Here is an 18,178-nt window from a genome sequence, read left to right on the forward strand (position 1 = left end):
GACGTGGCTAACATCAAGTCCCAGATCAAGCGCAACAAGCAGAACGAGAAGGCCCGCCTGCGCAACAAGGCCGTCAAGTCCGAGCTGAAGACGGTGATCCGCAAGTTCCGCGAGGCCGCCGAGGCCGGCAACGTGGACGACGCCGTCGCCGCGCAGCGGGTCGCCGCGCGCAAGCTGGACAAGGCCGTCAGCAAGGGCGTCATCCACAAGAACCAGGCCGCCAACCGCAAGTCGGCGATCGCCAAGCAGGCCGCCGCCCTGCAGGCCAAGTAGGACCGCACGCCCGGGGCCGGCCGCGCGCCGGCCCCGACGCATGTCCATGGACGAGCGCCGCGCGGTCAAGATCTCCAAGTATCTCGCCAAGCATCTGCGGCACCGCCCCGAGCGGATCGGCATCACGCTCGATCCCGAGGGATGGGCGGACGTCACCGAGCTGCTCTCGGCCGCCGCGGCCCACGGCTTCGCGCTCACCCGCGCGGAGCTCGAACACGTGGTGGCGGTCAACGACAAGAAGCGGTACGAGCTCGCGGGGAACCGGATCCGGGCCGTCCAGGGCCACTCGGTCCCCGTGGCGCTGAACCTGCCGGTGACGCCCCCGCCTGACCTGCTCTACCACGGCACCGTGCGCCGTTCAGTCGACCCCATCCTGCGGGAGGGCCTGCTGCCCATGGGGCGGCACGCCGTCCACCTGTCCCCCGACCGCGAGACGGCCCGGCGCGTCGGCGCCAGGCGCGGCGTCCCCGTCGTGCTGACCGTCCAGGCCGGGCGGATGGCGGCCGACGGCCACGAGTTCCGTGTCAGCGCGAACGGTGTGTGGCTGGTCGACGCGGTCCCACCGCGATATCTGAGCGAATAGCCTCCGCGGCCGTCCAGTCGGGGACGTGCCGCACCCATTCGGGCCCTCCCTTCGGCCCGAACAGGTACCGGTACGGGACGATCTCGCGGATGGCGCGGTGCACGTCAAGGCGGTCGTCGATCATGTGGGTGATCCCGAGTTCCGCGCAGTGCAGCGCCTTGTCCTGCCGCTTCCGGCAGAACCGCACGTTGCCCCGCGGCAGGCCCGTCCGCCCGTAGAAGTCGTGGTGGTCGAGCCAGGCCAGCGTCCTTTCGCGCACCCGGTCGCCGCATTTGGAGATGATCCACGCCCGTCCTCCGAACGCCTCGATCAGCCCGGGCAGCACCTCGTAGACGCCGTCCGTCGCCGGGGAGGCGAGTGCCTGCTCGAAGGTGCCGTCGAGGAACACCGTGTCGTTCTCACCTGGGGCTCTGAGCCCGCCATGGATGACCCGGCCGAAATCGACGCCGAGTCGCGGTTCGTTGTCCATGGCCCAACTTTCGGGTGGAACAGCCCTAAAGCAGAACTATCAATCATTGCGATAGCTATAGTCAGCGCCTATGGAACTGAGCCGCCTGTCCACGGACGCGCTCGCCTCGTTCGCCGTCTTCGCGGACCACCTCAACTTCACCCGCGCCGCCGAGGCACTCCACATCTCCCAGCCGGCCCTCCACGTCAAGGTGCAGAAACTCGCCGACACCCTGGGCCGCCCCCTTTACACCCGGCACGGGCGCCGCCTCGCCCTCACCCCCGCCGGCGAGCAGGTCGCCCGCTTCGCCCGCGACCTCGACGCCCGGATGACGGCGTTCCTCGCGGACGTCCAGGGCACGTCCCCGTCCCGCGTCCCGACCCTGGCCGCAGGCGAGGGCGCCTACCTCTACCTCCTCGGCGGCGTCGTCCGCCCGGGCCTCCGCCTGGTCAACGGCGACCGCGCCCGCACCCTCGCCGCCGTCCGCACCGGCCGCGCCGACGTCGGCGTCGCCGTCCTGGACGTCCTGCCCGCCGACGTCGCTGCGGTCCCGCTGGCGTCCTTCCCCCAGACGCTCGTCATGCCGGACGACCACCCCCTTACCGCGAAGCCGCACCTCACGCTCGCCGACCTCGCCGGCGCCCCCCTCGTCGTCCCGCCCGCCGAGGGCCCGCACCGCGCCACCCTCGAACGCGCCCTGCGCGCCGCCGAGGTGCCCTGGTCCCTGGCGGTCGAGGCCGCGGGCTGGCCCCTGATGCTGCACTTCGCGTCCCTCGGCGTCGGGCTCGCCGTCGTCAACGGCTGCGTCCCCCCTCCCCCGGGCCTGGCTGCCCGCGAGATCATCGACCTGCCCGCCGTCCCCTACTACGCTCTCCACCTGCCGGACAGGGCCGACGACCCCCTCGTCGCGGACCTCCTGACCGCCATCCGCACATCGCTGAGGAGCACGCCGTGCACTTCGAGACCTCCGTCGACATCGACGCCGCGCCCGAGACCGTCTGGAACCTCCTGAAGGACGTCGAGCGCTGGCCCGACATGACCGCCTCGATGGACCGCGTCGAAGTCCTGGACGAGCCGTTCACCCTGGGCAGCCGGGCCCGCGTCCACCAGCCGAAACTCCCCGCCGCCGTCTGGACGGTCACGGCCTACGACGAGAACCGGACCTTCACCTGGGAGTCCCGCTCCCCCGGCGTCACCACGACCGGGGCCCACGAGATCGTCCCCACTCCCGACGGCAAGTCCACCGTCCGCCTCACCCTCGACCAGAAGGGCCCGCTGGCCCCCGTCTTCGCCCTCCTCGCCGGCCGCCTCACCCGCCGCTACGTCGTGATGGAGGCCGAGGGCCTGAAGGCCAAGGCCGAACAGGGCTAGACCGCGCGCGGTCAGGCGGTCGGACGCAGGCCGGCGAGCATGATGTCGAGCGTCCGCCGGCGCAGGTCGGCGTCCCAGCCGCCCAGCAGGGCGCCCTGACACGCGCTGACCAGCAGGGCCATCACCTCGTCCAGACGGATTTCGGCGGCGACCGCGCCCGCCTCCTGACCGCGGGCGAGCAGTCCTCCCACCGCGCCGCTGAGCGATCCCAGCGGCCCGGTGATCGGAATCTCCATCCCCTCGCCCGCGAGCAGCCCGACCACCGTCCGGTTCGCCGCCGTCCGCTCCACGAGCCGCGCGAAGAACTCGAAGAGCGCGCTTGCCGGATCCCCGTGCGCCATGAGCTCGGCGGCGTCGTCCGTGACCTGCTGCAACAGCCGTTTCATCAACGCGCGCAGCAGGTCGGCCTTCGTCGGGAAGTGCCGGAACACGGTGCCGATCGCCACCCCCGCGCGCCGCGCCACCTCCTCCGTCGACGCCTCCGGCCCCGCGTCGGCGAACACCTCCTCCGCCGCCTCCAGGATCCGCTCCCGGTTGCGCAGCGCGTCCGCGCGCATCGGCCCGACCTCCCCTGGACAACATGAGTCTGGACTCATTATCTTCGCAATCATGAGTCACCACTCATCTTAGGAGGCGGACTCCATGCAAGCCACGCCGCGCGAGATGTTCCAGCGCATGCAGCAGCGCTGGCTAGGCCACCCGACGACGTTCATCGGGGATCTCCTAGCCGACGACGTCGTCATCGAGACCCCCTTCGCGCCACTCGGCCGACCGACGAGGTTCGAGGGCAGGCAGAGGTTCCTGGAGTTCGCCGAGCCCCAGCGGGCAGCGCTCCCCGTCCGGTTCGACGCCTGCCGCACCCTCGCCGTCCATGACACCGCCGACCCCAACACGATCGTGGTGGAGTACGAACTGACCGGCACGAACACCACCACGTCCAAGCAGTCCACCGCGACCTTCATCGGCGTCCTGACGATCCGCGACGCCCAGATAACCCTGTGGCGCGAATACCAGAACACCCTGGCCATAATCCAGGCCCTCACCTAGAACAAGCTGCGGGTGTCGCGGCGGGCGGGCGCGGGTCAGCCTCGGGCGGCGGTCAGCCTCGGGCGGCGACGATTCGGGCGACGGTCCGTTCCAGGGCGTAGGCGGGGTCGGCGGCGCCGCCCTTGACCGCCTCGTCGGCCTCGGCGACGGCGGTCAGCGCCCGCGACCCCGTCCCGGACCAGTCGCGTGGTCGTCGAGGAGCGGCCCGCGGCCGCGTGCGGGCCGGCGGCGTGCAGGGCGGCCGGGCTGGCGGGCGCCGCCGCCACCGTGCTCAGGGCGGTCGCCGCGCCGAGGAGGACGATCGATATCGCTCGCTGATCGTCGGGCAAAGGACCGTCCCCCTCTGGTGCGTCGTGGCCGGCGTCCGGCGGTCCGGGTGGGCGCACGGGCCTGCCGCACTGGGGACCTTTGTCCCTAGAGGAGACGGTCCGCGGTGGGAAGGGGGAAGGTGAACGAGGAGGTGAGTCGGATGGGCCTGCCCCATCGGATGGCGGAGATGTTCCGGGTCAAGGCGAACACGGCACTGAACCGCGCCGAGGACCCGCGCGAGCTGCTGGACTACTCGTACGCGCTGCAGCGGGACCTGCTCTCCGACGTCCGCCGCAGCGTCGTGGACGTCGCGACCGCGCGGCGGCGCGCCGAGGAGCGGCGGGACGGGCTGCGGCGCTCGGCGGCGCACCTGCAGGAGCAGGCGGATAAGGTGCTCGCCGCGGGCCACGCCGACCTCGCCCGCGACGCGCTCGCCGAGCGCGCGAGGCTGCTGGAGCGGATCGACGGGCTGGACGACCGGATCGCCGCCCTGCGGGCCGAGGAGGAGCGGCTCACCGCCGCCGCCGGCCGTCTCCAGGCCAAGGTCGAGGCGTTCTCCCACGACAAGGAGGCGCTCAAGGCGCGCTACACGCTCGCGGAGGCGGAGACGTACGTGGACGAGACCGTGTCGGGGATCTCCGCCGACATGGCCCGAGAGGAGCGGGCGGAGGACAGGACGGCCGAGGCGCACGCCCGCGCCGAGGTCCTCGACGAGCTGCTCGAGACGGGGACGCTGCGCGATCCGCTGCTGGACATCGGACAGGAGCCCGTGCGGCCGGACCTCCAGGCCCGCTTGGACCGGGCCGTGACCGGGGCGGCGGTGGACGAGGAGCTCGACCGGATGAGGGCGCGGATGCAGGAGGAGCGCTCCCAGCCGCCTACCGGCGATTAGACGGCTCGGGACCGGACGCCGGACGCGCAGGTGAGGGCACGTTTCGGGACCGGAAGCCGCGAGAAGGAAGCACTCAAAGGGGGATTAAGATGACAACAGCCCGCGAAGTAATGCATTTCGGTGTGGAATGTCTCGGCATCGAGGAGACGCTCGGCACGGCGGCGAAGCGGATGTCGGAACTCGACGTGGGGGCGATGCCCGTCTGCGAGAACAGCCGGCTCCGGGGGATCATCACCGACCGCGACATCGTCGTGAAGTGCGTCGCGAAGGGCGGCGACCCGAGCAAGGTCAAGGCCGGCGACCTCATCGGCGAGGCCCCGCTGTGGTGGGTCGAACCGGATACCGACGTCGACGAGGTGCTGCACCACATGGTCGAGCACAAGATCCGCCGGCTGCCCGTGCTGGACCACGAGGAGATCGTCGGGATCATCAGCCAGGCGGACCTCGCGGCCAAGCTGCCCGAGGAGAAGGCCCGCGAGCTCGTCGAGGCCATCTCCATCACCTCGCACTGACGCACCCAGCGGTGCCCTCGCGCCGGGCGCGGGGACACCGCGTTCCGTGCGGCCGGTCGCCGGGGCTAGGGCCGTACGCGACGCGGCGTCCCGGCCGCTGGAGGAGCCCCATGACCGAAGGCCGGCAAGCGCGGCCCGTCCTCGTCGGGTACGACGAGTCACGGTTGGCGAGCGCGCGCTGCGCTGGGCCGTGGACGAGGCCGGGGCCCGGGGGCTACCGCTGATCGTCTGCCGCGCGTGCGACCGGTTCGAGCAGGATGCGGCGCCTCCCGTCCTTTCGGCGACTGCCACACCGGCGCCGTCCATGAGGCCGCCGACCCGAAGACGTCTCACGATCGCCGCTGATCACACCATCGGCCGGCGTGACCGTCCGTAATGTTCGGCGCTCCTAGCCAACCGGGTCAGCCCGGGCAGGCCAACCTCAGACGGAGCAACCTCGGGTGCGCCGACCCCGAGCGGTGGGCACGCCCTCAAGCGGAGCAGCCTCGGGCGACCGGGTCAGCCTCGGGCGGCGACGATTCGGGCGACGGTCCGTTCCAGGGCGTAGGCGGGGTCGGCGGCGCCGCCCTTGACCGCCTCGTCGGCCTCGGCGACGGCGGTCAGCGCGCGTGCGACCCCGTCTCCGGACCAGCCGCGGAGTTGCTTCTGCACCCGGTCGATCTTCCAGGGCGGCATGCCGAGGTCCTTGGCCAGCGCCGCGCCGCGCGCCCCCCGCGGCGCCCCGCCGACCTTCGCCAGCCCGCGCACGCCCTGGGCGAGCGCGCTGACGATCAGGACGGGCGCGACGCCCGTCGCGAGCGCCCAGCGGAGCTGTTCGAGGGCTTCGGCCAGCTGCCCCTCGATGGCCTTGTCCGCCACGGTGAACCCGCTGACCTCGGCGCGTCCCCGGTAGTAGCGGGCGATGGCCGCATCGTCGATCTTCCCGCCGGTGTCGGCGACGAGCTGGCTGCACGCGGCGGCCAGCTCGCGCAGGTCGTTGCCGACGGCCTCGATCAGCCCCCGTGCGCCGTCCGCCGAGATCTTCCCGCCCGCCCTGCGGATCTCGTTCCGGACGAAGTCGACCCGCTCGCCGGCCTTGGTGACCTTCGGGCATGCGATCTTGCGCGCCTTGAGCTTGGTCAGCCCGTCCACGAGCGCCTTGCCCTTGGCACCGCCGGGATGGACGGCGATGAGCACGGTGTCCTCCGCCGGGGCCTTGGCGTACCGCAGCACCTCGGCCGTCAGGTCCTTGCCCAGGTCCTGCGCCGACCGCAGCACGAGCACCTTCCCGCCGCCGAACAGCGACGGCGACGTCAGCTCCGAGATGCGGCCGGGCTCCAGCGCTCCGGGCGCCAGATCGATGACCTCGATCTCCGGGTCCCCCGCCCGCACGGACGCGACGACGTCCGCGACCGCCCGGTCCACGAGCAGCTCTTCATCACCGACGACCAGAATGATGGACTCAACCGACACACCAGCAGCATGCCACGCTCCCCCACCCCGCGCGCCCGCCCCACGACACGGACCTAGTGTGGGGTGAGGGGCTGGTTAGCGGCGGGGGACGGTGGTGAGGCCGGAGCGGGTGCGGGCTATGGCTATGTCGCCTTCCTTGTCGGTGCGGTGTATCTGGGTGCGGAGGCGGTGGAGGAGCGCCAGGGTGGCGGAGGACGGGTGGCCGTAGTCGTTGCGGGCGCCGACCGAGATCAGGGCGATGGACGCGTGGGCGGCGGCCAGGAAGCCGGGGTCCTGGCTGCGTGAGCCGTGGTGCGGGACCTTGAGGACCTGGACGTGGGGGACGCTCGCCTCCAGGGCGCGTTGTGCCTCCAGTTCCACGTCGCCGGCCAGAAGGGCGCTGAATCCCGGTCGGCGGGCGACGAGGACCACGCTCGCGTTGTTGATCGCAGTGCCGTCGTCCTCGGGCGAGAGGGCGGGGCTCGTGGTCAGCGGGGCGAGGACGGAGAGGGTGAGGTCCCCCACTCGCCACTGCTGTCCGGGCTCGGCGGGGGCGGTGCGGAGGCCGGAGGTGCGACGCGCCTCGCGGCCCGAGGTGCGCGGAGTGATCAGGACCTGGTGGACGGTGCGGCCGTGGCGGACGCCGGAGATGCCGTTGATGTGGTCGGCGTGCGGGTGGGTCAGGACGAGGAGCGGGACCTCGGTGACGCCGAGGCGGTGGAGGCAGCGGTCCACCGGCGCGGGGTCGGGGCCCGTGTCCACGACGACCGCCTGGCCTGGGCCCGCGGCTAGTGCCAGGGCGTCTCCCTGGCCGACGTCGCAGGCGGCCAACTGCCATCCGGGTGGCGGCCACGGAGGGGCGATGACGCGCAGGGCGACGACCGCGACGAGGACGCCGGTCAAGGCGGCGGCCGCGAGCAGGCGGAGGCGGCGGCTGCGCAGGATCAGGACCGCCGCCACCGCGCCCAGGAGGAGTGTGGACGCGCCCAGCGCGCCCCCTGCCCAGGGGATCGTCGCGTAGGGCACCGACGCGGCCGTCCGGGCGACCCAGATGATCCAGCCGACGGCCAGGCCGGCGGGCCGCACGATCAGGCGGGCGAGCGGCAGGGAGACGGGCGCGGTGACGGCGGCGAGCGCGCCCAGGAGGGTGGCGGGGGCGACGGCCGGGGCCGCGAGCAGGTTCGCGAACACCGAGACGACGCCGATCTCACCGGACAGCAGCACCAGGACGGGCGCGACGGCCACCTCGGCGGCGGCCGCGACGGCGAGGGCGTCCGCGAGCGGACCCGGCATCCGGCGGGCGAGCCGCTCGCGCCAGGGCGGGGCCAGGACGAGCAGGCCGGCCGTCGCGAGGACCGACAGGGCGAACCCGTAGGAGCGCGCCAGTTCCGGATCGATGAGGACCAGGAGGAGCACCGCCGCCGCCAGCGCGGGGAGCCCTTGGCGGCCGCGTCCGGTGAAGAGCGCCAGGAGGCCGATCAGGCCCATGACGGTCGCGCGGAGGACGCTCGGTTCCGGACGGGCCACGACGACGAACGCGCACACCGCGAGGACGGCGACGGGCGGGGCGCGGCGCCGTCCGAGGCCCGCGAGCCGGCACAGCCCGAGGACCGCCCCGACGACGATCGCCAGGTTCGCGCCGGAGACCACCAGGAGGTGGGTGAGCCCGGCGATGCGGAACTCCTCCGCGAGGGCCGGGTCGAGCCGCGAGGTGTCGCCGACGACCATGCCCGGCAGGACTCCGCGCCGGTCGGGCGGGAGCCGCGCCACCGCCGCTCGCAGCCGTGCCCGCACGTGTTCCGCGGCGCGCTGGACCGCGGACGGTGCCCCGAGCAGGGTGGGCGGCCCGCGGACGATCACGACCGCGGCCAGCAGACCGGGGCCCCTCGGTGGCACGAAGCGCCCGAGGAGCCGCACGCGCTGGCTCGGGATCGGCCGGAGCCAGCGCGGGTCCCCGGCGATCAGCAGGACCGGGACGCGGACCCGGGTCCGCCCGACGGCCTCCGCCCGGGCCCGAATGATGATCATCTGCCGTCCGTTGCCGGGGCGCGCCTGCGGATCGCCGGTCACCACGGCCTCGGCCGTAGCGAACCGCCCGGCCCGGGCCATCTCCCGCACGGGCCCCGTGCCGACGGCCGTCGTCCGCAGCCCGACCCCGCAAGCGGACGCCGCAGCACACGCCAGGGCCGCCCCCGCAAGAAGCCGCCGCCCCCCACCCGCCTGCCGCACGCCCCCACCCCCCGGCCACCACGCAGGCAAGGGAACCCGGCTAAGAAACCGCGCGCACCAACCATCGTCTGGGTGGTGTGTGGGGGTGTTGCCGGGGTGCCTTGTGGGTTGTGGGGGCCGGTTCGGGGGTTCTTGGTGAGCGCTGGCCAGGGGGTGCGGTGGTTTGTGGGTTGTTAGGAGGTAGGCGGACGTGATGGCGGCGATGGCTGCGAGGGCGTAGGTCAGGGGCTGGGGGAGGCCTATGGTCGCGGCGGCGGCTAGCCAGGTGGCCAGGGCCGGGGCCAGGAGGCGGAGGTCGTGGGTCATACGCGGACCATCGGCTTCAGGTCGGCGAAGCGCCGGGCGCCGATGCCGCTGACCTCCTGGAGCTGCTCGACGGAGCGGAAGCCGCCGTGCTGGGTGCGGTAGGCGACGATGCGCTGGGCGAGGACGGGCCCGACGCCGGGGAGGTCGTCGAGTTGGTCGGGGGTCGCCGCGTTGAGGTCGACCGGAGTGCCGGGCGCCCCCGGCGCGGGCGAGGCCGCGCCGGCGGGCGGCGGTGGGGACGGCGACGGCGCGCGGACGCCGACCGGGATCTGCTCGCCGTCCACCAGCGGGCGGGCCAGGTTGAGGGTGCCGGTCCTCACGCCCCGGCGCACCCCGCCCGCGGCCTTGATCGCCTCGGCGACCCGCGAGCCCGACGGCAGGGTGACCACGCCCGGGTGCTCGACCTTGCCGAGGACGTGGACGACCACCGAGGAGGACGCCGCCGGGGACGCCGCAGCCGCCGCCCCGGCTGAGATCGCGGGGCGCGGTTCGCTGACGGCCGCGTTCGCCGCCGGGGCCGCCGGCTGGGGACGCGGCCGGGCGAGCCACAGGTAGCCGGCGGCCACCAGCGCGGCGAGCACCCCGGCGAGGACGAGCATGCGGATGTGGGAGCGTTCGGGCGTCGCGCGCAACCGGGCCGCGGGCGGCGCGTCGGCCGGAGCGGCGGACGGCTTCCACCGGCCTGTGATCGCGTGCAGGCGGTCTTCCGTGTCGGGTCTCATGGCGCCCGACGTTAAGGAGGCCGGATGAGGGCGGGCGCGCGGTTCGTGGATTGTGGATAACTCCTCGTCAGCGCCGCCGGGAGGCCGCGGCCGCGAGCACCAGGAGCGCGACCAGAAGGGCCGTGACGCGGGTCAGCGTTCCGGGCGAGGAGAGGTAGACCCCGCCGAAGACGGCGATCGCGAGGACGTTCGACAGCAGCGCGCCCGTGTTCGTCAGGGCGGAGACGGACGAGGCCTGGGCGGGCCCCACCGCGCTGGTGATCCGATCGACCAGGGGGCTGAAGCCCGCCGCGTGCCCCAGCCCGGCGGTGTACAGGAGCGGTATCGACAGCAGCGCCGGCCAGCCGTCCCCGGTCAGCAGGGCCAGCGCCGACGCGGCGGCGGCGAAGGCGAGCAGGCCGAAAGCCGGAAGATTCGCCTTCATCCGCGGGGGCAGACGTGTCCATCCCAGACCCGCCGTCGCGAAACCCGCCGTGTACGGGATGAAGGTGAGACCGGCGTGGAGCGGCGAGAAGCCGAGAACGTTCTGCAAGTAGAGCGCGAGCGTGAACAGGAAGCCGGTGTAGGCGCCCATCACCGCGCAGGACGCGAACAGGCCGGGTGCGACGAAGGGTCTGCGCAGCACCGAGAGGTCCAGCAGCGGTGACGCCGTCCTCAGCTCGTAGACGCAGAAGACGGCGAGCAGCGCGCACCCCACCGCCATGGACGGCCACGTCCACAGCGGCCAGTGCTGCTCCCTGCCCAGGACCAGGGGCACGACGAAGGCGATCATCCCGAGGGAGAGGAGCACCACGCCGAGCAGGTCCAGGCGGACGGGCTTCCTGTGCTCCGGCGGCATCAGGCGCGGCCCGATCACGAGAAGCGCGGCTCCGATGGGGACGTTGACGAGGAAGATGGGCCGCCAGCTGCCGCCGAGGGTCACGATGAGGCCCCCCGCCACCTGGCCCAGGGCGACCCCCAGCGCCAGGACCATGGAGTAGAGGCCGAGAGCGCGCGCCCTGGCAGGCCCCTCGAAGGCCAGCTGGATCAGCGACAGGATCTGCGGCAGCAGCAGCGCGGCCGACGCTCCCTGGAAGATCCTCGCCGCGACCAGGACGGTGCCGGTCGGCGCCAGTCCGCAGGCCAGCGACGACGCGGTGAAACCGAACAGCCCCAGGAAGAACATCGTGCGGTGGCCGTAGCCGTCGCCCAGCCGCGCGCCTGTGACCACGAGGACGGCCAAGGCGAAGATGTAGCCGCCCGTGATGAGTTGCAGCAGGGAGCCGGACGAGTGCAGCCCTTCCGCGATGTCGGGCATCGCCACCGCCACGATGGACCCGTCCATCGACACCATCGTCTGCCCGGTGAGCAGCACCGCGAGCAGCCATCGTTTGACCATTCCGCGAGTGTGCCGACCGCCCCGTACCAGCGCTTGAACATGTTTGCCCTGCGTACGATGGCGGGCATGCGCGAGTCGACCATCGTGGCGGAAACGGACGACTTCGCCGTCCACGCCGTGCGCTGCACCGGGCACCGGCCCGGCTGGTCGGAGCCTGAGCCGTTCGACGGCGACCAGATCGTCCTGGTGCGGGCGGGACGGTTCCGCATGCGTTCGCGCCACGGACGCGACGTCCTCGACCCCACCACGGGCTACACCCAGACCACCGGCGAGGAGGGCCAGTTCGCGCATCCCGCAGGCGGCGACGTGTGCACGGCCATCATGCTCTCCCCCGCCCTCTGGCGACGCCCGTCCGGGACTGTCAGGGTCAGCGCGCGCGCGGACCTCGCCCATCGCCTCCTACTGCGAGCCGGCCCCGACGTGGGATACGAGACTGCCGAGCGGCTCATGGACCTCCTCGCCCACCTGGCCGTGGACGAGCAGGGCGGCAGGCGCCGCGCCGTGGTCGACGAGGCGCGCGAGGCCATGGCGAGCCGCCATCCGCAGGCGGCCGGCCTGGTCCCGCTGGCGCGCCTCCTGGAGGTCTCCCCCTCCCACCTGAGCCGGACGTTCCGCAGCGAGACGGGCATGTCCGTCACCCGCTACCGGAACCGGATCCGGGTCGGGCGCGCCCTCGACCGCCTGGAGCAGGGCGAGCGGGATCTGGCGGGCCTGGCCGCCGACCTCGGTTTCGCCGACCACGCGCATCTCACTCGCACCATCAGGGCGGAGACCGGTCATCCGCCGACCGTCCTGCGCAGCCTCCTGCGCCCCTCAGGGCCCCGGGCGGCGGCAGGCGCGGGTCAGAGCTGGGGCGCCACGACGACGCCCAGCATGCCGGGGCCGACATGGGCGCCGATGACGGGGCCGACCTCGCCGACGTAGACGTCCTGGACGTGCGGGACGCGTTCACGGAGCCGGGCGGCCAGGGTCTCGGCGCGGGCGGCGGCGGCGAGGTGCTGGACGCCCAGGTCGACGCGCCGGTCACCTGCCTCGGTCACGGCCAGTTCCTCCAGCCGGCCCAGCGCCCGCGACGACGTGCGGACCTTCTCCAGCGGCGCGATGCCGCCGTCGGTGATCTCGAGGAGCGGTTTCACCATCAGCGCGGAGCCCCACAGGGTGGCGGCGGCGCCGATCCGGCCGCCCCGCCGCAGATGCTCCAGGGTGTCGACGTAGATGAGGGAGCGGGTGAGCCCGGCCCGCCGGACGGCGGCGGACACGGCCTCCTCCGCGGACCCGCCCCGCATCGCGACGGCCGCCGCGGAGAGGGCGGCGAATCCGAGGCCCATGCCGATGGTGCCGCTGTCGACGACCCGCACGGGCACGGGCGCGTCCTCCGCGGCGAGGCGCGCGGCCTCGACCGTCCCGGACATGCCCGAGGCCAGGTGCACGGAGACCACCGCACGCGCGCCCGAGGCGGCGGCGGCCTTGTAGGCGTCCGCGAACCGCCTGGGTGCGGGACGGGACGTGGTGACGGGACGCCATTCCTTCAGCGCCCGGGCGGCCTCGGCGGTGCTCATGTCGCCCTCGTCCCGCGTGGTGCCGCCGACGGCGATCTGCAGGGGGACGACGGTCAGCCCGTGCCGTTCGGCGAGCCCGGGGGGAAGGTAGGCGGTGGAATCGGTGACGACCGCGACCGCACCGCCACTGCCGCCCGCACTGCCCATGCCGGCGACCCTACCCGCCGCCGCGGGTTCCGCGTCAGGGCTGGACGGGCACGCCGCCGCGCCAGATGCGCAGGGCGCGGAGCCCGAACGCCCAGGCGAAGGCGCCCTCGTGGTCGGCGTCCCACAGGACGATGTCGGCGAGCATGCCCGGGGCGAGGGAGCCGCGGTCGCCGACGCGCAGCGCGGCGGCTCCGCCGAGGGTGGCGGCGCGCAGCGCCTCGGTCACGCTGAGCCCGAACATCGCGACCGACAGCCCGATGACGAGGGGCATGGACGTGATGCCGCACTGGCCGGGGTTGTGGTCGGTGCCGAGGGCGACGGTGACGCCGCGGTCGAGCATCTGCCGGACGGGCGCGGGGGCGCGGCTGCTGTTGAGGGAGCTGCCGGGGCAGACGGTGGCGGTGACGCCGGCGTGGGCGAGGGCCTTGATGTCGTCGTCGTTGGCCTGGGTGAGCAGGTCGGCGGACGCGCAGCCGACCTCGGCGGCGACCTGGGCGGCGCCGATGCGCTCGTTGGCGCAGGCGTGCATGCGGGCCTTGAGGCCGGCGCGCTTGCCGGTGAGCAGGAGGGCGCGGGCCTCCTCGGCGGTGAAGTGGCCCTCGTCGCAGTAGACGTCGATCGAGTCGGCCCCGGCGACGGCGGCGTCGCCGGCCCAGAGGCGGACGGCCTCGATGTAGTCGCGGCGGCGTCCGAAGAACTCGGGCGGCAGGATGTGCGCGGCGAGGAACGTGGCGTGGATGCGGGGCATGGAGGGCTCGCCCTCCAGCGACCGCAGCATCCGGATGTCGGCGAGCTCGCCGTCGCGGGTGAGGTGGTAGCCGGTCTTGGCCTCGACGGTGGTGGTCCCGGCGAGGATCCACTGGCGGAGCCGTTCGCGGACGCCGTTGCACAGCGTCCAGGGGTCGGTCCCCGGGTGACGGTCACGGTGGAGTTGACGCCGCCGCCCGCCGCGGTGATCGCGGAGTGGGACGAGCCGCTGGTGCGCATGGCGAGCTCGGCCCAGCGGTTGCCCGCGTAGACGGGGTGGGAGTGCGCGTCGATGAGGCCGGGCGTGACGAGGCCGCCGCCGAGGTTCTCGACGTGGTCGACGTCGACGATGTCGTCGATGATGCCGGGGACGCTCTGCGGGAGGTCGGAGGCGGGCCCGGCCCAGACGACGCGGTCGTCGTGGATGAGAACCGCGGCGTTGCTGCAGACGTCGGTGCCCGTCCAGAGCCTGCCGATGTTCGTCAACAGCCGTACCGTCATAGGGTCACCGACCTGGATGGGGCCGTGCGCACGCGGGCGCGCTGCAGGATGCGGGGCGGAGGTGCGGGCCGCGGGCCCTCGTGTCGGCGTTCGGACCTGCCATGGTTGGGCCACCTGCTCTCGATCCGAAACGCCGGCTGGGTGCCGGCGGCTCCACCTGTGGAGGGTCGGGTGACCGGGGGGCCACCACTGGCAACGAGACCGGAGATATCGGTTTCGTCACGGTAGTGCACCGAAGGCCCGTCCGACAACCTCTGATCGCAGCGCATCGACACCCATCACCCCGCCCCTTGGCTCTTCGACGGTACGGATTTCAACCGCATCGTCAAGCGGAATGGACAAGCTGTCACCGTTCGGGGACCAGGACGCCCCTTCGGACGATCACGAAGCGGCCGAACGACCGGTCCAAAACCCGCCGGGCCCTCGGAAGGGCCCGGCGGGGACAGGACTTCAGGCCGTCGGGGAGACGGTCTCGTACCGTGCGAGTTCGCCCGCGAGGTCGGCGGGCATCCGGGCGTGCATGACGGTGCCCTCGGCGACGTGCTCCTGCTTGAGCACCTCTCCGCGCTCGTGGACGCGCGCGACGAGGTCTCCGCGCTCGTAGGGCACGAGGACGTGCAGTTCGCTCTCCAGGCCCGGCAGGTCGGCCTCGATCGCGGCGCGCAGCTCCTCGATGCCGAACCCGGTGCGGGCGGACACCACGACGCTGTGCGGCTCGCGGCGCTGCAGGCGCGCGATCGCCAGCTCGTCGGCCGCGTCCGCCTTGTTGATCACGATGATCTCCGGGATGCGGTCGGCGCCGATCTCGCGCAGCACCTCGCGGACGGCGTCGATCTGCGCCTCGGGGTCGGCGTCGGAGCCGTCCACGACGTGCAAGACGAGCCCCGCGTCCGTGACCTCCTCCAGCGTCGAGCGGAACGCCTCGACGAGCTGGTGCGGCAGGTGCCGGACGAACCCGACCGTGTCGGCCAGCGTGTAGGCGCGGCCGCCCGGCGTCTCGGCGCGCCGGACGGTGGGGTCGAGGGTGGCGAACAGCGCGTTCTCCACCAGCACCCCGGCGCCGGTGAGCCGGTTGAGCAGGGACGACTTGCCCGCGTTGGTGTAGCCGGCGATGGCGACGGCGGGCACCCGGTGGCGGCGCCGCTCGCCGCGCTTGGTGTCGCGCGACTTGGACATCTCACCGATCTGCCGGCGCAGCTTGGCCATCCGGGTGCGGATCCGCCGCCGGTCCAGCTCGATCTTGGTCTCGCCGGGCCCGCGGCCGCCGATGCCGACGCCGCCCGCGGCGCGCCCGCCGACCTGCCGGGACAGGTTGCCGCCCCAGCCGCGCAGCCGCGGCAGCAGGTAGTCGAGCTGCGCGAGCTCGACCTGCGCCTTGCCCTCGCGGCTCTTGGCGTGCTGGGCGAAGATGTCCAGGATCAGCGCGGTCCGGTCGATCACCTTGACCTGGACGGTCTCCTCCAGGTGGCGCAGCTGGCTCGGGGCCAGCTCGCCGTCGCAGATGACGGTGTCCGCGCCGGTGGAGATCACGATGTCGCGCAGCTCCGCGGCCTTGCCGGAGCCGATGTAGGTCGCCGGGTCGGGGCGGGTCCGGCGCTGGACGAGCCCTTCGAGCACCTGCGAGCCCGCGGTCTCGGCGAGCAGCGCCAGCTCGCGCAGGGAGTTCTCGGCCTCCTGGGCCGTCCCCTCCGTCCAGACGCCCACCAGGACGACCCGCTCCAGCCGGAGGGCGCGGTACTCGACCTCGGTGACGTCGGTGAGTTCGGTGGACAGGCCCGCGACGCGGCGCAGTGCCCGCCTGTCTTCGAGATCGAGTTCGCCCGTCAGGGGCTCGTACTCGAGCTCCTCCTGGATCCGGGCCTGGTCTGCAGAGAAAGGTTCAGTCATATGTCCTCGTAGAACGCCGCTTCGCGGCCGTATCTTCCCCGCGATCGTCTCACGCACCCTCCCCAGCGGTCACGTGGTTATCACCCGGTTTCCCCTTGGGTTGACGCAAGCGCGCGCGGGGAGGTCTGCAAGGAACCCTGCTTTGACCGGTCTCCGTACCGGCGAGTACCGTTCTCCACGTAACAGAAGTCGAATTTCGCTATACGAAAGGGCAGGCAGATGGCTGGACTGGAAGGCATCGAGGTCACCGGACCCCTCGGCGAGCGGTACGAGGAGATCCTGACCCCCGACGCGCTCGGCCTGCTCGCCGCCCTGCAGCGCGAGTTGGGCGCCCGCCGCAAGGAGCTGCTGGGGGCGCGCGCCGAGCGGCAGCGCAAGCTGTCCGCGGGCGGCACCCTCGACTTCCTGCCCGAGACCGCCGGCGTCCGCGGCGACGACTCGTGGCGCGTCGCCGAGCCCGCGCCCGGCCTCGAGGACCGCCGCGTCGAGATCACCGGCCCCACGGACCGGAAGATGACGATCAACGCGCTGAACTCGGGCGCCAAGGTGTGGCTGGCCGACTTCGAGGACGCCAACACCCCGCTGTGGAACAACATGATCGAGGGGCAGCTCAACCTGCGGGACGCCCTCGACCGCACCATCGACTTCACCGACGCCAAGAGCGGCAAGTCCTACGCGCTGAAGGACGACGGGGAGCTCGCGACGATCGTCGTCCGGCCGCGCGGCTGGCACATGGAGGAGAAGCACCTCCTCGTCGACGGCGAGCCCATGTCCGGGTCGCTGTTCGACTTCGGCCTCTACTTCTTCCACTGCGCCCGCAGGCAGCTGGCCAAGGGCAAGGGCCCCTACTTCTACCTGCCGAAGATGGAGAGCCACCTCGAGGCGCGGCTCTGGAACGACGCGTTCAACCTCGCCCAGGACGCCCTGGAGGTCCCGCGCGGCACCATCCGCGCGACCGTGCTGATCGAGACGATCCCGGCCGCGTTCGAGATGGAGGAGATCCTCTACGAGCTGCGCGACCACTCCGCCGGCCTGAACGCGGGCCGCTGGGACTACCTCTTCTCGGTGATCAAGAAGTTCCGGGACCGGGGCGCCGACTTCGTGCTGCCCGAGCGCAACGCGATCACGATGACCGCGCCGTTCATGCGGGCCTACACCGAGCTGCTCGTCCGGACGTGCCACAAGCGCGGCGCGCACGCGATCGGCGGCATGGCGGCGTTCATCCCGTCCCGCCGCGACGAGGAGGTCAACCGGGTCGCGCTGGAGAAGGTCCGCGCCGACAAGACCCGCGAGTCCGGGGACGGCTTCGACGGCTCCTGGGTCGCCCACCCCGACCTCGTCCCGGTCTGCCGCGAGGTGTTCGACGGCGTGCTCGGCGACAAGCCGAACCAGCGCGACCGGCTCCGCGAGGACGTCCACGTCTCCGCCGCCGACCTGCTCAACGTCAAGGCCACCCCCGGCGAGATCACCGAGGCGGGCCTGCGCAACAACATCGACGTGGCGCTGCGCTACCTCGCCACCTGGCTGGACGGCGCCGGCGCGGTCGCGATCCACAACCTGATGGAGGACGCCGCCACCGCGGAGATCTCCCGCTCCCAGGTGTGGCAGTGGATCTACAACGGCGTCGCCACCGCCGAGGGCCAGAAGATCACCAAGGAGTGGGTCGAGCAGCTCCTGGACGAGGAGCTCGCCAAGATCCGCGAGGACCTGGGCCAGGCCTACAACGAGCCCCGCTACAACCAGGCCGTGAAGCTCTTCAAGGAGGTCACGCTGGCCGACGAGTACTCCGAGTTCCTCACCACCCCGGCCTACCAGCAGTTCCCGTAAGGGGCCGGG

The 18,178-nt window shown here is 72.9% G+C and carries 17 protein-coding genes and 1 pseudogene; 9 read left to right on the forward strand and 9 right to left on the reverse strand.

Annotation, left to right across the window (positions count from 1 at the left end; genetic code table 11):
• Nucleotides 1-3 precede the first annotated feature (3 nt).
• Together rpsT and K4S16_RS05335 are read left to right on the forward strand one after the other, a co-directional pair.
• Nucleotides 4-273, forward strand: a complete 270-nt coding sequence (gene rpsT / locus K4S16_RS05330; RefSeq protein WP_149257619.1) for a 30S ribosomal protein S20 — start codon at nucleotides 4-6, stop codon at nucleotides 271-273.
• 46 nt (nucleotides 274-319) lie between these two features.
• On the forward strand, nucleotides 320-856 hold the full coding sequence (locus tag K4S16_RS05335; RefSeq protein ID WP_149258047.1) for an RNA 2'-phosphotransferase: 537 nt from the start codon (nucleotides 320-322) through the stop codon (nucleotides 854-856).
• Here the strand turns inward: K4S16_RS05335 and K4S16_RS05340 are convergent.
• The gene (locus K4S16_RS05340; protein ID WP_149257620.1) at nucleotides 798-1,325 is read right to left on the reverse strand and encodes a hypothetical protein; all 528 of its coding nucleotides are present in this window, start codon (nucleotides 1,323-1,325) and stop codon (nucleotides 798-800) included. The genes K4S16_RS05335 and K4S16_RS05340 overlap by 59 nt on opposite strands.
• Before the next feature lie 70 nt (nucleotides 1,326-1,395).
• Here K4S16_RS05340 and K4S16_RS05345 point away from each other — a divergent pair, with 70 nt between their 5' ends.
• Both K4S16_RS05345 and K4S16_RS05350 read left to right on the forward strand, forming a co-directional pair.
• Complete coding sequence (locus K4S16_RS05345) at nucleotides 1,396-2,316, forward strand: LysR family transcriptional regulator (protein WP_149257621.1); 921 nt, start codon at nucleotides 1,396-1,398, stop codon at nucleotides 2,314-2,316.
• Entirely contained in the window at nucleotides 2,256-2,675 is a 420-nt protein-coding gene (locus K4S16_RS05350; protein ID WP_149257622.1) for an SRPBCC family protein, read from the forward strand. Before K4S16_RS05345 ends, K4S16_RS05350 begins: the two co-directional genes overlap by 61 nt.
• An 11-nt stretch (nucleotides 2,676-2,686) precedes the next feature.
• Here K4S16_RS05350 and K4S16_RS05355 read toward each other — a convergent pair whose 3' ends face one another.
• Nucleotides 2,687-3,232 (reverse strand): TetR/AcrR family transcriptional regulator, encoded by a 546-nt coding sequence (locus K4S16_RS05355; protein ID WP_235036584.1) that lies wholly within the window; start codon nucleotides 3,230-3,232, stop codon nucleotides 2,687-2,689.
• A gap of 85 nt (nucleotides 3,233-3,317) precedes the next feature.
• On the opposite strand from K4S16_RS05355, the gene K4S16_RS05360 reads away from it, so the two are divergent.
• From K4S16_RS05360 to K4S16_RS05375, 3 genes are all read left to right on the forward strand, one after another.
• On the forward strand, nucleotides 3,318-3,722 hold the full coding sequence (locus tag K4S16_RS05360; protein ID WP_149257623.1) for a nuclear transport factor 2 family protein: 405 nt from the start codon (nucleotides 3,318-3,320) through the stop codon (nucleotides 3,720-3,722).
• Nucleotides 3,723-4,191: 469 nt separating this feature from the next.
• Entirely contained in the window at nucleotides 4,192-4,923 is a 732-nt protein-coding gene (locus K4S16_RS05370; protein ID WP_149257624.1) for a PspA/IM30 family protein, read from the forward strand.
• A gap of 89 nt (nucleotides 4,924-5,012) precedes the next feature.
• Complete coding sequence (locus K4S16_RS05375; protein ID WP_149257625.1) at nucleotides 5,013-5,435, forward strand: CBS domain-containing protein; 423 nt, start codon at nucleotides 5,013-5,015, stop codon at nucleotides 5,433-5,435.
• A 498-nt stretch (nucleotides 5,436-5,933) separates the two neighbouring features.
• Here the strand turns inward: K4S16_RS05375 and holA are convergent, their stop codons facing one another.
• The 4 genes from holA to K4S16_RS05395 all read right to left on the reverse strand — a co-directional run bounded on the left by holA (nucleotide 5,934) and on the right by K4S16_RS05395 (nucleotide 11,501).
• Nucleotides 5,934-6,887, reverse strand: coding sequence for a DNA polymerase III subunit delta (holA, locus tag K4S16_RS05380; RefSeq protein ID WP_149257626.1), 954 nt, complete (start codon nucleotides 6,885-6,887; stop codon nucleotides 5,934-5,936).
• Between the two features lie 75 nt (nucleotides 6,888-6,962).
• On the reverse strand, nucleotides 6,963-8,975 hold the full coding sequence (locus K4S16_RS05385) for a ComEC/Rec2 family competence protein (protein WP_235036633.1): 2,013 nt from the start codon (nucleotides 8,973-8,975) through the stop codon (nucleotides 6,963-6,965).
• Between the two features lie 422 nt (nucleotides 8,976-9,397).
• Nucleotides 9,398-10,123 carry a ComEA family DNA-binding protein gene (locus K4S16_RS05390; RefSeq protein ID WP_149257627.1) on the reverse strand — a complete coding sequence of 242 codons (726 nt, stop codon included), beginning with the start codon at nucleotides 10,121-10,123 and terminating at the stop codon, nucleotides 9,398-9,400.
• A 67-nt stretch (nucleotides 10,124-10,190) separates the two neighbouring features.
• Nucleotides 10,191-11,501, reverse strand: coding sequence for an MFS transporter (locus K4S16_RS05395; RefSeq protein ID WP_149257628.1), 1,311 nt, complete (start codon nucleotides 11,499-11,501; stop codon nucleotides 10,191-10,193).
• 66 nt (nucleotides 11,502-11,567) lie between these two features.
• On the opposite strand from K4S16_RS05395, the gene K4S16_RS05400 reads away from it, so the two are divergent.
• Complete coding sequence (locus K4S16_RS05400; RefSeq protein ID WP_149257629.1) at nucleotides 11,568-12,425, forward strand: AraC family transcriptional regulator; 858 nt, start codon at nucleotides 11,568-11,570, stop codon at nucleotides 12,423-12,425.
• Here the strand turns inward: K4S16_RS05400 and K4S16_RS05405 are convergent.
• The 3 genes and pseudogenes from K4S16_RS05405 to hflX form a co-directional block, all read right to left on the reverse strand.
• Entirely contained in the window at nucleotides 12,344-13,207 is an 864-nt protein-coding gene (locus K4S16_RS05405; RefSeq protein WP_149257630.1) for a DegV family protein, read from the reverse strand. The two genes, K4S16_RS05400 and K4S16_RS05405, sit on opposite strands and share 82 nt — an antisense overlap.
• Before the next feature lie 34 nt (nucleotides 13,208-13,241).
• Nucleotides 13,242-14,455 (reverse strand): annotated as a pseudogene (hutI, locus tag K4S16_RS05410) (imidazolonepropionase).
• Nucleotides 14,456-14,905: 450 nt separating this feature from the next.
• On the reverse strand, nucleotides 14,906-16,342 hold the full coding sequence (gene hflX, locus K4S16_RS05415; protein WP_149257631.1) for a GTPase HflX: 1,437 nt from the start codon (nucleotides 16,340-16,342) through the stop codon (nucleotides 14,906-14,908).
• Between the two features lie 219 nt (nucleotides 16,343-16,561).
• Here hflX and aceB point away from each other — a divergent pair, with 219 nt between their 5' ends.
• On the forward strand, nucleotides 16,562-18,169 hold the full coding sequence (gene aceB / locus K4S16_RS05420; protein ID WP_149257632.1) for a malate synthase A: 1,608 nt from the start codon (nucleotides 16,562-16,564) through the stop codon (nucleotides 18,167-18,169).
• The last annotated feature ends 9 nt before the right edge of the window (nucleotides 18,170-18,178 follow it).

Origin of the sequence: Actinomadura sp. K4S16, from assembly GCF_008327685.1 — a bacterium.
Lineage (GTDB): Bacteria > Actinomycetota > Actinomycetes > Streptosporangiales > Streptosporangiaceae > Spirillospora.

What these genes read in the sequence shown, in the direction of transcription:
- K4S16_RS05335 (WP_149258047.1), top strand. Translation starts at nt 320, where the DNA reads ATGGACGAGCGCCGCGCGGTCAAGATCTCCAAGTATCTCGCCAAGCAT.
- K4S16_RS05340 (WP_149257620.1), bottom strand. Translation starts at nt 1,325, where the DNA reads ATGGACAACGAACCGCGACTCGGCGTCGATTTCGGCCGGGTCATCCAT.
- K4S16_RS05345 (WP_149257621.1), top strand. Translation starts at nt 1,396, where the DNA reads ATGGAACTGAGCCGCCTGTCCACGGACGCGCTCGCCTCGTTCGCCGTC.
- K4S16_RS05355 (WP_235036584.1), bottom strand. Translation starts at nt 3,232, where the DNA reads ATGCGCGCGGACGCGCTGCGCAACCGGGAGCGGATCCTGGAGGCGGCG.
- K4S16_RS05360 (WP_149257623.1), top strand. Translation starts at nt 3,318, where the DNA reads ATGCAAGCCACGCCGCGCGAGATGTTCCAGCGCATGCAGCAGCGCTGG.
- K4S16_RS05370 (WP_149257624.1), top strand. Translation starts at nt 4,192, where the DNA reads ATGGGCCTGCCCCATCGGATGGCGGAGATGTTCCGGGTCAAGGCGAAC.
- K4S16_RS05375 (WP_149257625.1), top strand. Translation starts at nt 5,013, where the DNA reads ATGACAACAGCCCGCGAAGTAATGCATTTCGGTGTGGAATGTCTCGGC.
- K4S16_RS05385 (WP_235036633.1), bottom strand. Translation starts at nt 8,975, where the DNA reads ATGGCCCGGGCCGGGCGGTTCGCTACGGCCGAGGCCGTGGTGACCGGC.
- K4S16_RS05390 (WP_149257627.1), bottom strand. Translation starts at nt 10,123, where the DNA reads ATGAGACCCGACACGGAAGACCGCCTGCACGCGATCACAGGCCGGTGG.
- K4S16_RS05395 (WP_149257628.1), bottom strand. Translation starts at nt 11,501, where the DNA reads ATGGTCAAACGATGGCTGCTCGCGGTGCTGCTCACCGGGCAGACGATG.
- K4S16_RS05400 (WP_149257629.1), top strand. Translation starts at nt 11,568, where the DNA reads ATGCGCGAGTCGACCATCGTGGCGGAAACGGACGACTTCGCCGTCCAC.
- K4S16_RS05405 (WP_149257630.1), bottom strand. Translation starts at nt 13,207, where the DNA reads ATGGGCAGTGCGGGCGGCAGTGGCGGTGCGGTCGCGGTCGTCACCGAT.
- hflX (WP_149257631.1), bottom strand. Translation starts at nt 16,342, where the DNA reads ATGACTGAACCTTTCTCTGCAGACCAGGCCCGGATCCAGGAGGAGCTC.
- aceB (WP_149257632.1), top strand. Translation starts at nt 16,562, where the DNA reads ATGGCTGGACTGGAAGGCATCGAGGTCACCGGACCCCTCGGCGAGCGG.